General features: G+C 55.0%; 12 protein-coding genes. All 12 read right to left on the bottom strand.

The window, feature by feature from the left end; genetic code table 11:
* Positions 1 to 48: 48 nt before the first annotated feature.
* Positions 49 to 1,869: a serine/threonine protein kinase gene (locus AC2FLG_RS05360; RefSeq protein WP_496705327.1), complete on the bottom strand. Its 1,821-nt coding sequence runs from the start codon at positions 1,867 to 1,869 to the stop codon at positions 49 to 51.
* Between the two features lie 101 nt (positions 1,870 to 1,970).
* Positions 1,971 to 3,608, bottom strand: coding sequence for a phosphate ABC transporter substrate-binding/OmpA family protein (locus AC2FLG_RS05355; RefSeq protein ID WP_496705325.1), 1,638 nt, complete (start codon positions 3,606 to 3,608; stop codon positions 1,971 to 1,973).
* Positions 3,609 to 3,690: 82 nt separating this feature from the next.
* Positions 3,691 to 5,304 carry a phosphate ABC transporter substrate-binding/OmpA family protein gene (locus tag AC2FLG_RS05350; RefSeq protein WP_496697221.1) on the bottom strand — a complete coding sequence of 538 codons (1,614 nt, stop codon included), beginning with the start codon at positions 5,302 to 5,304 and terminating at the stop codon, positions 3,691 to 3,693.
* Between the two features lie 216 nt (positions 5,305 to 5,520).
* Positions 5,521 to 6,354, bottom strand: coding sequence for a type IV pili methyl-accepting chemotaxis transducer N-terminal domain-containing protein (locus AC2FLG_RS05345; protein WP_496705323.1), 834 nt, complete (start codon positions 6,352 to 6,354; stop codon positions 5,521 to 5,523).
* A 371-nt stretch (positions 6,355 to 6,725) separates the two neighbouring features.
* The gene (locus AC2FLG_RS05340) at positions 6,726 to 7,442 is read right to left on the bottom strand and encodes a glycoside hydrolase family 25 protein (RefSeq protein ID WP_496705321.1); all 717 of its coding nucleotides are present in this window, start codon (positions 7,440 to 7,442) and stop codon (positions 6,726 to 6,728) included.
* A 21-nt stretch (positions 7,443 to 7,463) separates the two neighbouring features.
* Complete coding sequence (locus tag AC2FLG_RS05335; protein ID WP_496705319.1) at positions 7,464 to 8,102, bottom strand: tail fiber protein; 639 nt, start codon at positions 8,100 to 8,102, stop codon at positions 7,464 to 7,466.
* Positions 8,099 to 11,395, bottom strand: a complete 3,297-nt coding sequence (locus tag AC2FLG_RS05330; RefSeq protein ID WP_496705318.1) for a hypothetical protein — start codon at positions 11,393 to 11,395, stop codon at positions 8,099 to 8,101. The genes AC2FLG_RS05335 and AC2FLG_RS05330 overlap by 4 nt, the downstream gene beginning before the upstream one ends.
* A gap of 5 nt (positions 11,396 to 11,400) precedes the next feature.
* A complete protein-coding gene (locus AC2FLG_RS05325; protein ID WP_496691403.1) occupies positions 11,401 to 12,081 on the bottom strand; it encodes a hypothetical protein in 681 nt (226 codons plus the stop codon).
* Positions 12,082 to 12,122: 41 nt separating this feature from the next.
* A complete protein-coding gene (locus AC2FLG_RS05320) occupies positions 12,123 to 13,430 on the bottom strand; it encodes a hypothetical protein (RefSeq protein ID WP_496705316.1) in 1,308 nt (435 codons plus the stop codon).
* Positions 13,431 to 13,466: 36 nt separating this feature from the next.
* Positions 13,467 to 14,060, bottom strand: coding sequence for a hypothetical protein (locus AC2FLG_RS05315; RefSeq protein WP_496705314.1), 594 nt, complete (start codon positions 14,058 to 14,060; stop codon positions 13,467 to 13,469).
* A gap of 23 nt (positions 14,061 to 14,083) precedes the next feature.
* Entirely contained in the window at positions 14,084 to 14,683 is a 600-nt protein-coding gene (locus AC2FLG_RS05310) for a hypothetical protein (RefSeq protein ID WP_496705313.1), read from the bottom strand.
* A 73-nt stretch (positions 14,684 to 14,756) separates the two neighbouring features.
* Positions 14,757 to 15,383: a hypothetical protein gene (locus AC2FLG_RS05305; RefSeq protein ID WP_142640307.1), complete on the bottom strand. Its 627-nt coding sequence runs from the start codon at positions 15,381 to 15,383 to the stop codon at positions 14,757 to 14,759.
* Positions 15,384 to 15,428: the final 45 nt, after the last annotated feature.

Raw genomic sequence — 15,428 nt, 5'->3', positions numbered from 1 at the left:
CGCTACTGGCTGTTCAGGCGCCACCCTATACCACAGGTCATGAAGGCATCAGGGATTGAGCGGCAGATCCACAGCCTGCAATTCTCCATCACGGGCAATTGTCAGCTGCGCAAGTTCCACACCATTTTTGGTCAGTTCCTCAAATACGCGCGCTATGTCGTTTTCACCTTCAACCGCGATTTGCGAAGCGGCTTCGGACACAACAATGTCGCCGACGCGGACAGGCACGACGGATGATGGTGCGCGCAGAACCTTGGTGATCCACTTCCCATTTCCCTGACTGACGGTAATGAACTGAGTGCCATTGGCCAGTTCGACCACATGTCCGATCTGGACGTTTAAGGTCTGTTCGGTAACCGGACTGTCGGCGTCGGTTCTAATCCGCAAGTCCACAGATATTTCACCGCTATCCGATGCGGTCTGACTGGACTGGATCGCACGAATAATTGAGGCGTCATCCACTACCAGATTGCCATTTACCACATAAATGATTGTTCCAGATTTCAGCCATTCCGTTGCCGCTTGATCAAGATCAGAGCGCACAAGTGTGACCATGGAAAAGCTGCCCTGTGGCTGCGCAGTTGTGACAGTCGTGAAAGGCAAATCAACGGCGGGGCCGGTCCAACTGATCCAATTTACGCCGGGCGAAGCCGGGGCCGGAGTTTCAACTTCTGCTACGGGCTCGACAGCGGCAGGCGTGGCCTCGACCACCGTCGCAACCACAGTTTCTTTGGCCTGTTCGGCGACTACTGGCGCATTGGTTTCAGCGATCATCGTTTCACCCTGCCCGGATTCTCCACCCTGACTGAAATAATAGCCGGCGCCTCCGACCAGTCCGACGGCGATAAGCGCGACCAGGGCAATGGGACCTGACCGACCACGCGATGGCTTCTTGTTGACTGAAACCGTATCGTTGAATTCGACAGCAGATTCCAAAACGGGCTTTGCTTCGATCGGCATCTTTTCTTCCATCGCGTCCTGCCATTCCTGCACGGACTTGAATCTGTCTTCGGGTGGGATGCTGAGAGCGCGGTCTATCGCCCTGAGGAAAGCGGGGCGATAACCTTCTACGGCGCCTTCTAGTGGATCGTAACAATCCGATCCGTTCTGGGCCAAGGCAGCAAGACGGGTTTGGCTATCCTGCGGAGCGGACCCTTTGATGACATGGTAAAACGTAGCAGCCAAAGCATAAAGGTCGCTGGATTGATCCTGCTCACCGCCCTGCAGATAGAACTCCTGCGGTGAATACCCTTCTTTGACGACACGCAACATCGACATGGCCCGGTCGGATTTAGCTGCACTTTCGCGCGCGGCACCAAAGTCGATCACCACGGGCTCGCCATCCTTGTCGATCAAGATATTATCCGGGGAGATATCCCGGTGAAGCATGCCCTTACTGTGTATGAATCCAATCGCCTTGAGCGTGGTGCGCAGCAGGTTTTTCACTTCTTCCGGAGGTAGGATGCCGCGCTCTTCGATCGTATCCAGAAGGTCTTTGCCTTCGATGAAATCGATCGCCATATAGGCGGTTTCGTTGTCCCGGAACACCTGGTGCACACCCGCGATGTTCGGATGCACAAGCTTCGACTGATTGCGCGCTTCTGTTTCGAACGACCTGACAAGTGCCTCATAGGAAGACGTATGAGACTGTGAACGGGGACGAACGGCCGTTTGACTCCGTCTGCAGATTGCCTCGGGAAAGCACTCTTTGATCACGACCGTGCGCTCAAGGCTGTCTTTGGCCAAGTAGGTGATGCCAAAACCGCCGCTGTTGAGAAATCGAATAATCGTGTATTGGCCGGCCAATAGCCGGGTGCCCGGAGCGAGTTCGTCCGGGAAATGTTCGTTTGAGTGGACTGGTTGTACCATTGGAAATATTTACCCTACCTTGGTCAGCTGGTTCCGGTGCCGGCCGATTGTTGCTCACAAAATCTGTACAAAAGTGGTGTCAGGAACCTGGGGATGATGCTTTACTCTCCCCATGCGGTTACTTCGGCATCGGGCCGTTCTAGTTCGCTCCAAACTTCGACACGGCGGTTTTTGGCACGGCCAATCGAGTTGGTGTTGCACGCGACCGGGGCCATTTCCCCGTAACCACGCACCTCGACCAAAGTGCCATTTGGTTCGATGGTTTTGTTCAGCTCTTGAAGCACCTTTTTGGCGCGCGCCAACGAAAGCTGACGGTTTTTGCCAAAGCTGCCGCCGGCATCGGCAAAACCGGCCAAAACGATCTTATAGGGTTCGACATCCCGGATATATTCAGCAATTCGGGCGATATCCCGCTTCGCCTTGTTGTCCAGGCTGGACGAGCTGGGCGCAAAACGGAACGTCGTTGAAAGGCGCCTGGTCGCTAATTTTTCCGCAACATAGGACCGTATCTCAGCCGAATTTGCCGAAACCGCCATGGCTTCGATGCTCGCCTTCAGCTGTTCGAACTTTGCGTCCTCTTCCTGTTCGACAACAGACAAGCTTGTGACCCCGGACTTTGAAACCAGCCCGTCAATTTCAGGACTATCCAAAAAGGACACCAAGGCTGTGGTAAAGCTTCCGGAATCGCGACCATTATAGGCGGTCACCCGATTTTGTAGCCCATATTCTTCGGTTTTCATCGAAAACTGGTTTGGCAGATGGACAATGCCACATTCGCTGAGCAGAGGCACCGCCCTCGCATCGCGGATCGTAGAATACCGCATGACACCAAAGCCATACCGGTCGGATTCGATTGCACGGGAAAGTGCGCGATCAGAATTTACGATTTCGGCACCGGGGGACAACTCACGCCCAAATGGAGACAGGATCAAACCCTCAATTCGGTGAAACGCCCCAGAGGATTTGGGCAGCGAGTAGACGTTGATATTTTGATCTGGCCCGCCGAGCTGTTTCCAGTTGGTAATTTCACCGGACAATATCTGCGAAATCTGATCAACCGTCAGAGCCTTCGTGCCATTTGCAGGATTGACCGAAGCCGTATAGCCATCAACCGCCAGCACATGCTCTTGCTGCAAAGCTGTAAGATCGCCAAGACCACTCTTCCTGGCCTTTCGATACATTTCAGCTGAAACCGGCTCCTCGCTGATAATCAAATCGCTCTGACCGGCAATGAGAGACTCGAACAAGTCCTGCCCGGTCGCTTCTTTGACAAGGATATTGTGAACTGGTTCAGCCGAGTCATCGGTGATCAGGATATCAAAGGCCTTTCGTCCTTCGATCGTCGAAACCTTGCCGGCATCTGTGTCAAATCCGTGCTGCTCTCCCAATGGTACACCCTGCAGATCAAAGGTGTCCGAGAACAGTTCCCGCTCGGAGGCAAACCCATCTACGACAAGAGGAAGGAGGATATCCGCCAGACCTCCTGCGCCAGAAACCACCATGTCGGTATCCGAAGGCAAACTTTTCGGGCAGCCTGAACCCTGACAAAGAAATTCAGACGCGTTCAGAGAAAGCACACCAACATTGGAACGGACAATGAATTTCCCTGGCTGGATATCTACCAGCTCACCTGTCACCGACCTGGACCCGTTTTTCGCGGTCAGCGTGACATCCTGCGCATGCCCCAAAGAAGCAATGACCACAAAGCCTGCTGCAGCTGCGTATTTGGACAAACTCATCATACTCGTCTAAAACCCCGGATAAATTTTAACGCGTGACGCGGAAGCCGCAGCACAATGGCCGCGGCTTCCAATCATGTGATTATTCTTTGATCCACACTTCAACACGGCGGTTGATTGCGCGGCCACGCGGGCTGTCATTGCAGGCCACGGGTTCCAGCTCGCCGTATCCGGATGCCTTCAGCGTTATGCCTTCAAGCTCGCCACCCGTTGCCACTTCGATCAGATGATCCAATGCGGCTTCGGCGCGCTCCTGCGAAATCAGCAGGTTCGAGTCAAAGGGGCCTTTGTTATCTGTAAACCCAACTATAACGACCTCGGTTGGTTTGCTCTCACCCAGGTATTTGATCATCCGTGCCAAATCCCGCTCGGCCTTGTTGTCAAAACGCTTAGAGCCGGGCGCAAAACGGAACGTTGTCGAAAGACGATCATGGGTATTCATGTTTTTCAGAAGGCTCTCGACCAGTTCGGCCTCGTATTCATTTTCACCTTCTTCAAGCTCGGCCGCCAGCCGTTCAGAAGCTCGCTCCTGACTGTCCGCTGTGATCGACAGGTCGATATATCCAGCCTTTGCAACCAGTCCATCCAGCCCGTCAGTGTCCAGAAAATCAACCAATTCACGCGCATAGCCGTCGATATCCGCGCGGTTGTAGACCACAACCCGTTCCTGCAGATAGTATTCTTCGGTCTTGAGGTTAAAGGTGCTCGGGTCCTGAATGATCCCGCAGGTTGTGCGCAGCGGAACAGCGCGCGCCGAGCGCTTGGCCGCATAGTTCACGATACCAAAGCCAGCGACATCTTCCATGATCGCGGTCGTCAATTCGGTTCTGTCATGGACGATACTGGATTCAGTTGTCAGAGATTTGTCCGACTTTTTGAACAGAAGCTTTTCAATGTGGTGATAAGCCTCGGTGTCAGGGTCGAAGGAATACACGTGAATGGGTGCATCGGACCCGCCAACCTCGGACCAGTTTGTAATGTCGCCGGACATGATATCGCGCGCCTGCTTAACGCTCAGATCAGGGATCTGGTTCAAAGGGTTCACGATCATCGCAAATCCGTCCACGGCAATGACGCGTTCCTGATCGAAATCGCGCAGATTTCCACCACCGCCTTCGGATACGATTGAACGATCCGCTTTACCGGCCGGTGTTTCCGAGAAGATGATCGACGCGTCTTTCTTGGCCATCCGCTCGAACAAGCGCGCACCATTCGCCGTATGAATGCCGAACGTGGCAACGTCGTCGCCTTCCAGATCGTTCAGCACCAAGGCAAAGTCATGTTCTTCGCCAAACTTGTGGTCGCCCACATCGACAGTCTCGGTATCAACCGGTTCACCGTTTTCGTCATACAGCTGGGCTTCGGCTTCCAACGCGACCGCGGCATAGCCCTCGGCAATAATCGGAACCAGAACTTCGGCGATTTCGTCCGGTGCGGAAATCTCAAGATCATAGACGTATGTCTGTTCGGTCGGACAGGCTTCGCCCTCACAGGTCACAAGATCCTGGTTGATCACAAACTCGCCAATATCGGTTTCGACCAGATATTTCCCGTCTTTCGACGACAAAAGATTGCCAATAACATCGATATTGCTGTCTTTCCCGACCAGACGCACCTCTTGCGCGAGTGAGCCTGTGGTGATACAACCTGTGATTACAGAGGCGGCGAACAGCCGCTGGAATGTCGAATTTAACATCTTAACTCCTCGAGTTAGCACTCATTTGGTGTTTTTTTGATGCATGTTTTTGTGCATCAAAAGACGCGAATGTGGCTGCACTGCGGTTTGTGGATATGCGTTGCAGAGGTGAATGAGCCAAATCGCGCGATTTACAGTTTCTCGGTGATTGCAATGCCATGGATTGCAAATATCCCCGAACTCAGGCCCAGGCGTTACCCAAGCCCCTGATGGTGATCAGGAATCGAGCTTGATTGCCTCTTCGTACAGAAGCGCGGCCCTTTCGGCTTCGATTTCAAGAACGTCCATCTCGGCGCAGAAATAGGTTACATCTGCGACATTCGGAACATCAACACCGTCCAGCTGTTCGACGACGGGCTGCAACTTGACCCAATGCGTCTGCACTTCGGTCAATGCTTCACGCGCAGCTTTGCTTGGCGGTTTGGCGATTGTTATCGAACTGCTACCACCTTCGATCAGCACATCCACGATCTTGCCAAACTTCTTGGCGTTCTTTTTGAACTTCTCGTGGTGCTCAACGGTGTCTTTGCCTGTGGCAGCCAGAGCGATCTCTTTGCAGATTTTCTGCGTCAGCATTCGTTGGCGACCCGCAAAGTCCAGCGCAATCGCAAGCGCCAGATCAATGTCCACGTCCCCGTAAGCTTCTTCCAGCTTGCGAACAACATGGTGACAGGCCTTTTCCAGAACCTCGTCATTGTCGACAATCATATGAAGATGTTCGTCATCGACAGACCCGGCCGCGATGATTTCTTCAACCGCTGTGCGATAGGGCGCCCAAAGCGTCTCTACCTCTTTCAGAGCATTGTTGACGGACACAAACCTTTCGCGATCCACACCGGAAGACCCTTTGCCTTCGCGGAACCCCAAAAGGATGTTGTCGAACTCATCATGAGCATGTTGCAGCTCTACAAGATCTTTTTCCACCTCAGCACCGAGGCTCAAAAGCACAACGGCTTTGGCGACCTTCTCTGTGAGGAAACTCAGCTTATCCGCGGCCAGTATACGGTGTGCTACCTGACCTGCGGCCATTGCCAGTGCATTTCCCCCCACTGGCAATAATGTCGCAACTGTCGCGACTGATGCGCAGTTAACGAAGACTCGTCGATTCATTCTCATTGCAGTTAACCTTACCCCTGTTCACATTTAACCCACCACATTCGAACGTGACCTCTTCTTTCGGGTGGCAATGTGGAACGCCCAAGATCAAATTGTGTTGATTTCGGGACTTACGCCACGTCACCCAAACCGAGCCAGAACTGGTGATTCATAAGGTAGATGGGCCATTTTGTTCGACGCATACGACAGGTCAAAAACAATCCTAACCAACCGGGATCACACAAATCCTTTGCAGAGTTGCACTACGGTTTTTTGGGTTTGCCCAAGTTAGCAACTGAACATTTTGGTGAATCGAACTGTGACAATTATAAGTTTCGACTTTGCACCCCGTACTGCGCCTTCAGTTGTTCAACCGATCCGCGAAACACGTCCAGATCGACCTCAGGTGCGATACCTGACACGCGCCCATGCTTTGAATGCTGCCAAAACGCCCATTGCGGCGCGTTCGGTGCGGGTTTGGCTGCGTATTCCGCCAGCCAGACCGGATAGCTTTCAAAGCTCGAGGTCAGCTCGGTCTCCCAGGTGTTCAAATTGGCATAGACCATCGGCGTGGTACCAAAAGCCATCCGGACACTGGTCAGCCAGTCCAGCGCGAGGCTTCGATAGGCCGCCCCCTGCCCCGATGGGACACCTTCGAGATCGAGCGTAAACGGCAAGTGCAAAAGGCCGGATTTTCCAACCGGGCCTTTCGAAAGAACCGCCTGCACTGCATCGACAAAATTCGTGACCTGTGGCTTGGCCGGGTGGCTGATGTGAAGCAGGTGGTAGGCCCCGCACAGGATACCCACCTCATTCGCGCCCAGTACATTTGGCTGAAAATACGCATCCTTAATGCTGACGCTTTCGGTCGCCTTTATCAGCGCAAAAGAAACACCCGAGGCTGCGACTTGCGGCCAGTTGATATCCCGCTGATGATCACTGACATCTATTCCTTTTGCATGCGCCTTATCTGGCGCCGCCTTGGGAATCTGTCCTGATGGTTTGCGAAACGACCTTACAATCTTTCCCAGCCTACATGCCATCAGGTCGGCCTTTTCTATCTGTCATAACACCGCATCCAACCGACATTTGATCAGCCAATAGACCGAGATGTTGATTGCGCGGGTCTCGGTCTCGCTGGTCAGGGCCGACCCTTTGACGACGTTGCCCGAATTGGATTGGGGTGTGGGGGCGATAACCGGTTCCGGGCCTAACACTCCGTTTGAAACCGTGCTGTCGCTTTGTTCCAGCACATGTTGGTGTTGCTGGAGCGCAGACAGTTGCAGCGACCCTACCCCGTCATATTTCTGGTTCTTTTTGTCGGTTCGGTACCTCTGGTCCTGATCCTTATCGACTTTCCCGCCGGGGTCGACGCCGCGCAGAAAATAGCCCTGGTAATCAGGCAGTCGAAACTCTCCGTCCTTGCCTTTACCAAACAGATATCCGATGGCGGCAAACAATTCCGGATAAGCGGAAACCAACAGAGGTGACCCGTCGCAAACCTTCCAGCCATAATGTTGCAGATCAGTGGTCCCGCCCGCCAGCTTTTTGGATTGTCCCAGAAGCTCCCCGGAAAAAGCGATCACCGCGCCAACCGGCATCCCCAATACCCGGCCCGGAGACGGACCCCAGCCTTGTTGCGGCTCAAGCGGTCCGCCAGGAGCATTTGGTCGGGGCGGGGTCGGAAAGCCTGGCGGTCTCATTCTGAATCCGCCTGACCTGGCAGATCACTATCCGCACTCAGCATGCACATATGCGTGGGCACCTGAACCGTCCAGGATTGCGCATTGCCTTCATCGTCTTGTGTATGTTCCGATTTTATCCGGGCCACAATCTCGGCGTCTTCGGGCAAGCAAGGGGCAAGATGGTCTGCATCCGGCCAGATCCGACCGGTGCGCAGGAAATACAGGAAACTGCGCGCGTGCTTTCTGTCGACCGGTGCCAGAATGCGCACACGGTCAGCGCGCAGAAAATCCCGGAACCGCAGGTCGGGTACGGTCTCACGCAGGGCAAGATCCGCGGGGTCGCCTGTCAGATCGCTGACTTCGTCCTCGATATCCATGAATGTGGCGATGTCGGACCACCCGACCGTTTGTTGCAGATAGTGCCGGATACGCGGCTTGGCATAATCCGGGGCCACGGCATCTTTCTCGGACCCGCTGAGGGTCAAGATTTGCTCCTGAGCCGCGGACAGGATTTCCGTCGTCACCGCCTTGTTCAGGAACGCAGGGTTCTGAGCCTCAATCGCAGCCACCTGTTGTTCCAGTTTGCGACGGTATCCCTCTAGCTGCCGCGCATACGCTTCCTTGATCAGCCTATAGGTTTCGAATTGCCAATCGGAATAAGTCTGCACCGACCGTTGGCACGTCACTTCAAGAGTTGCCGCAAAGAAACCGGTCAATTCGGATTGCAGATGCATTGGTGCAGGATCGGGAACCGGCATATCCGGCGGAGAGTTGGGCTCGGACGATTGTGTGGCTGCGGTTTGCTTGAGGCTGCACAGAATGGTGAACCCAAGCGGATGGCCTTCATCCGCCGGAGAGGTTCCGGTTCCGAACCCTTTATCCAGCTGGGCGCTCAGCACCTGCGCGCCCGAGGCTTGGCTGACAGGCAGGCGCAGTGGCTGCGGTGACTTGTCCGCATGGCCATTTGCACCAGAAGGAGCGGTTTTGCCCCCCGCTTGCTGAGGTTGCAGGGCGACCGACCCCACGATGACATGGGTTTCTGCGGGGGTTCCGACACTCATCACCGAGGCTGTTGCACTGATCGGATCAAAGCCGCCGGGGATCAGCAGGGCGCCTTCGGCCACTGGCGTGTGGCTTTGCACCGTTTGGCTGACCACAAGCTGGGATGGCGGGGCCATTCGGGTCTCTTCCACGCCAAATTCCTGAAACGCATCGAGATAAAAGATCTTGCCATCGTCTGTCTTGCCAGCCTCGTCGGTCAAATCCTGAAACCCGCTTATCCCAAACTCACCTGGAGACTTCGGTGGGCGCAGATCAAGCTGCCAGGACCGGCGAATATGCCGGACAAGATTCTCACCCGGGCTGGGGACCATGATCTCAAAAATCAAAACCTCGCCCAGACTTTTCGTGCGCAAGCGAAAGCTTCTGTTCACCCAGCGATAAATGCCGCGGATATCCGTGCCGTTCCGCCGATTGTCAAAGCGCGTCACATCCGAGTATTCGGTTTCTTCAACTTCGGATAGCTCGCGCGTATGGCGCATTTCGCGTGACAGGTTTCGCACCGTTTTCTCGACGATGTCGCGAGCAAATTTCAGGTCGTTTTTCGCGAAGCCTCCGGCTGGCTGCTCTTGCACCCACCAATTCCCAGTAACACTCATCTTATTGCCATCTGTCGGCATTCCGTACTGGGTGTCGTAAGAGTTGACATGCGTGGTCGAGACATGGTCGGCCAACGTCTTTTGCACCTGATTGATCAGGTCCGAAACCGAGGTATCCTCGTCCCGCCGGGCAATTTTGGTGGTCACATCGGAATGTGCCTCATGGCTTTCGCGGCGCTGCAACCTCCGGTTTCGCGTCTCGCGCATTTCACCGCGCAGGACATTTTCGATACGCTGCACGTCGCCCAATTCATACCCAAGCGGCTGATACCGGATCGAACGGGCAAGCCCGTATGAATAGGCGCGCACCCAGCCGGGCTTTGTCAGTTTCAAAGGGATCTGATGATCTGTATCCTTTGCCGCAACCGGCGCAGGCTTTTTCGGCTCGAATATGGAGCCAGGCAAAACAAGCGTCGCATGCATCCAAGCTTTGATCTGTTGCCCGGTGACCGGATCGGTCATCAAACTGGCCTGCCCTCCTTCGGTTGCAGCCAGTGCACGGGTCAGAACGTGATGGGTAGTCAACACCTGAATCAGAACTGCAAGTTCGTCTTTTTGCCAGCCAGCCAGAAGGTTCAGCGCAATAATGCTTTCCCAGATGCGGGCCAGTTCCTTTTGCGCATCCGGTGCATTTGCCAGAACCTTGAATGCGGCCCATCCGCCCAGACGGGCCTTGATCAGATCTGTGATCTGGGCCAGAGAAAATTCCGGCAGCTCTCGCAGAGCCGGCCACAGTTCAGGGTAAGAACTGAATGGCGGGCCAAGCGTTTCAATCGAGGAGATGAACCCTTTGGGTTTGTTCGGTTCAGCCGCAGACTGAGCCTTGCCGGATTGCCCCGCATCCGATGCCGGATGAGGCGAACTATCCCCACCTGGTGTTTTGTCGGTGTTCGAGCTTGGATCCACGTAAGTAACCGCCAAAGCCTCCTGCCCTGACCTGTCCCCGGATTTTGAAACAAGGCTTTGCAGGAACACGCTGTTCGCCAGGATCTTTTGCGGAACCTCCATGAAACCCGCATCCAGCGCGCCCGGCGCTATCGACGGCCAATGTTTCATATAGATGAAGGGGAACAGCTCATCCCAGCGCAGGTTAGCGCCCTGAGTGACCGTGCTCAGCCCGTCAGAATCCGGGTCATCGCTAAATGGATTATCACCATCACCGCCGTGAGTGTGGCTTGGCTGATCTGGGTCATGCCCGTCATGTCCACCGGAACCGTTTTGCCCGTTGCCAGAGTTCCCACCATCATCGGCCCCGCCCCCTGCTCCGGAATCGGGCGATGGAATATGGCTTGGCTTGCCGAATTCAGACATGAAACCCTGAAAGCGCCAGACACGACCGGTCTCGGGTTCTTGCAGAGCCAAAGCCCCAAGGACCTGCTGGGACAACGGCGTACTCAACCCGCTTTGCCAAGTCAGGGTACCGGTCAACCGCTCACCGGTTTCGAACAGCACATTCAGCGGCGTTCTTTCCTTGTACCTCAGAACAGGGCCGCGCACGGCCTTGCCCGGTGTCTTGGTGAAAAAGAACTGGACGGTCACGAATTCCGGGGGATCGGCACCATGCGGATGGGTTTCGAAATTGGCCACCAACTGGTTACGCAGATCCTCGAACGGCGCATCCATCCAAATGAGTTTGGGGTCCTGGCTGGTCATGCCCGTTAAGCGTCTTCCACCGCCAACACGACCTCAAGCTCGCTGATCGCCTGCAGTGAACCCTTGGTCAGCTTGCTGGATTTCAGGCCACTGATTTCCAGACGCTCGATATCCAGTTGCCAGACATCAACACCGGTATGGATATTGTCAAAAGGCGCGTGCGGAAAGAATGCCTCGATCTCGGTGTATTCATACAGGTTGTCCTGAATCACGGCCAACATCGCCGCACGAGCCTCGGCCAACACCTCAACCATATAGTCGCGAATGCGGTCCAGATCCGCGTCGGACACTTCGGCGAAATAAACTGCGGATCGCGTGCCATCTTCATCGAAACGGGTCACGACTTCGGTCGCCGGGGCGAGCAATATCTCATGCTCGCCCTCGATTGACACAGGCCCCTTGTCTGCCGCTTCTGGGGGAAGGAACTCGATCAGCGCACCGCAACAATCAATCAGAATTTGCTGGCCGGCTTCGGCAATGAAATTATCATCCTCCCAAAGCTCAATCGCGATTTCAGGATCAACCTGAGCGTATGGCAGAGCATAGCGCCCGCCGCCCTGCAGTTTCTGACCTTCGGGGAAAATTTGCCCCCCATTTCCGCGCTGGAAAAAGGTCAAGATAGGTCGACGAAACATCAGAAACCGACCAGAGCGGGTATGTACGAGTGCATAAACCTGAAAGGCCATGTGTCTTCTCCTCCGATATGTTAATTCGGGCTGTTGGTGACTTAGTCCAAACCCAATACGCGACGGACGCGGCTCAGCTCGCGGTCATGAACAGTCAGGGCATCCAGAAACAGAGAGACCGCAACCCGGTTATCCGCAGAATAATGCCCGCCCAGTACATGCTCCAGCGCAGCCGGGCAGTGGTCATAGACACCCGCGATATTGTCGACGCTCAGCGCGCGCATCCCAGTACGCAGAACCTTGTCGCAATAGGCAGCAAAGCTGGCGTTCAGGTCGTTGATCACGATCCGCTCGGTTTTAGGTGAGGTCGACGGCTTGTACGGCTCGTAAAGTGGCACCCAGCTTTCGGCGCGCCCCAGATGGGTCGACGTGGGCGGATAGCCATTGGCGGTCATGAACATCGTACAGCCAAAACACGAGGCCAGCTTGGTGGTACAGTCACCAACCGTAATTTCATAAGGCGTGCAATGCGGGCCCAGATGATAGGCCTTGTAGATCGCCTGGATCATACCGTGGGTATAGCCCTTAACGCCTTCGTCCCCGCTTTCATCGACGAAATTCATACCCTGATCAAAGCGCATAATATTGGTGATCTGGTCCGACCGGTTTGTCGCCCCGTGATCGGGTTCCTCTTCCTTCGGAGCATCCTGCGCCAGATCGCCCCCAATGATGCCCCAACCAACGCAGTCATGGTCATGGGTATCGCGACGAACGCGCGGGTTCCACAGGGCAGAATCCTCGGGCGGCAACCACCGAGGGTACCATCCCTCGAAAATATTGTCGTCATGATCGCCCGCATCCAGATCAGGGATATGGAACCGCGCGCTTGGCATCGGACCGACCGGATCGGTGTCGCCTTCGACATTTCCGTTATCGACAAACCCGGTATAGGCCCCCAGCCCGATATACTGATAAGCGGGGTCGCGATCCCTTTGCTTGATCTCATCATATAGCACCTGCCCCTTGTCACTGAGGTGGTGTTCGGGGTGGCGGATATCGCCCTCGGTCGGAGGCTCATGCCCGGCCAAACCATAAACCCCAACGATCACAGCGCCGGTTTTATGATCGACGGCCGTCCCTGCCCTGACCGAATGGCCCTGCATGTCGATTTCCAAAGCGGCCAGCTGTCCGATTTTCTGGGCGGCTTGCTGAAGCTGATCCCATTCGCGGGACCATTTGTCGGGCCTGGGCATCTCGTCAGAAGGTTCCATTGAAAACTGCACATCGACATTGGCGCGGATCTGTTCGATCGAATGACCTACGATGGCGGCGGCAACAATATAGTCCGCCTCACGCTTGGGATCGGCACCGCCGTCGGTCAGAATTCCGGATGTACGTCTGTAAACCATCAATTCACTCCTCCAAAGTTTCGCCCGCTTTGGGCGTCATGAATATTGAATGTCGTAACCAACAAAATTGATCGGATCGGAATTCGGACCCGGCGTGCCGCCATACATGGCGACGCGCATTGCCTGGACCTGGTGCAGATCAAAACTGGCCACACCCGGACCTATTTCCCGGCGGTCGATCCGAAAACCCTGCCGCGTTGTCATATCGGCCGCAAAGTTCAGCCGGTCCGGAGCCCGGAGCACGCATTCTCCCTGCAAAGGCAGGCGGGTTTCGGTCAGGGGAAAGCCGCAGCGCACGACCTGCACCTTGTGCAACCGATGCCCTTTTGGAACCGTGATGGTCAGGTCAATCCCGTCGCCTTTGCGCCGGGGTTCGATCGTTGCCTCGCCACAGACAACTTTGCGATCCACCAGAACATCGGGCGAGATATTGCCCTCGCGAGTGACGAACCTGACCGACAGGGCCAGGTCAATCTGAAAGCTTCGGTACCAGCGATACGGGCATTGCAGAACAACCTGCCAGGTTAACGGCCTAATGTGCTGGTCGTGATCCAAACAGTCCCAGAACAGGCCAACCCTGCGCACATTGGGGTTTAATGATCGGTTCTCAAATACGAGTTGGGTTGTCATCGCGCCACCCTGACGAATCTGTGTTATGAACTCGACGGCGGCGGCGACAGCCTCATGATAAAACCAAGCTGTTGAAACCCCGGCTCCAGGCCGGATTTCAGACGCAACCTCAAGAACTTTCCGTCCGGCTCGCCACTGATTTTGACGTGGCCGACCACTGTGAAATCTGTTTTGCCCTTATCGCCCTTGGACGTTGACGCCTTGTTATCACTGCTGGACTTGGGTTTGGCCGGTTTGGGAACTTCAACCCAGCCATCACTGACCGCAAGAGCCTGAATTTTGGATGAAACCCCGTCCTTAGAATATGTGTAGTCAGTGAAGGTGACGGCCACGTCCTCAAATTTCCCGGCATCGTCCACCTTGTACTGGACCGAAATCTGAAGCCCGTTATAGGGGGGCTTGTTGCGCCCGGTCTTATGGAAATCGCCAGATTGCCAAACCTGTTTGATGGGCTTCAAACTGTCTTTCTTGTCCGCGTCATCCTTGGGTTTCGAATCCGGCTTTTTGGGATTCGCGGGCTTTACCGGCGTCGGGGTATCAGCGGCAGCCTTCTGATCGCTGTCTTCGTCGCCCTCAGACCGTTTGCGTTTTAGGGCGATTGTTGTGTCGGCAGTTTTGGTCATGACACACCTCCTCTTTCCATAGCTCCGTCAAGCGGTGTGCATCCTGCGGCGCGTGACTCGCCGCAGGGCGCGTTTACGCATTGATGTTTGCCAGCTGGAAATCGAAGGGGGTTGAGTTTTTGCCAGGCCCGCCGCCCGACATCACGATATCAGCGCTTTGGATGCCGAACAGATTGATCTCGGTGTTGATCTGACTGATGATCGCCGAGTCCATGACCTGGCCCTCTTCGATCTGCGACACCACGCCGATATAGATGGTCGGGTGGAACTGAAAGACGCCCTTCTGCCCCGGCGCAAGGTTGGTCTTGGCGGCCAGAAGTTTGCCTTCGCGATAGATATTCGCGTTGATCGATCCCATGGTCAGATTGTTGCGCAGCTCGACCTCATTCGGCGACGTTGCCGGGGTTTTGGCCAGGCGCAAGATATCCCCGCTGGTGTCTTTGACCATTTCATAGGCCTGACCGTCATAGGCCGTCATCTGCGGCGTATAGTTCCCATAGCTGTCCGAGGCCGAAACCTGAAACTTCAGCGGGTATTTGAAGGGGTGATAATCCAGACGCCCCAGGTTTTTGATGACTTTCCACGCGATAGCGAGTTCGCCGAAATCTTCGGCCACGTTTTGCTGGAAAATAACGATCGATGAATTATTGGCATCATCCGAGTGATTGACCAATCTGAGTTGAATATTTTCGGTAACCAATTTCAGATTCCTTCCATTAGCGGTTCTTGTCGAGAACGACGAAAT

Source organism: Ruegeria sp. CDSA193, assembly GCF_059611885.1.
This window is presented reverse-complemented; position numbering and strand designations above follow the sequence as displayed.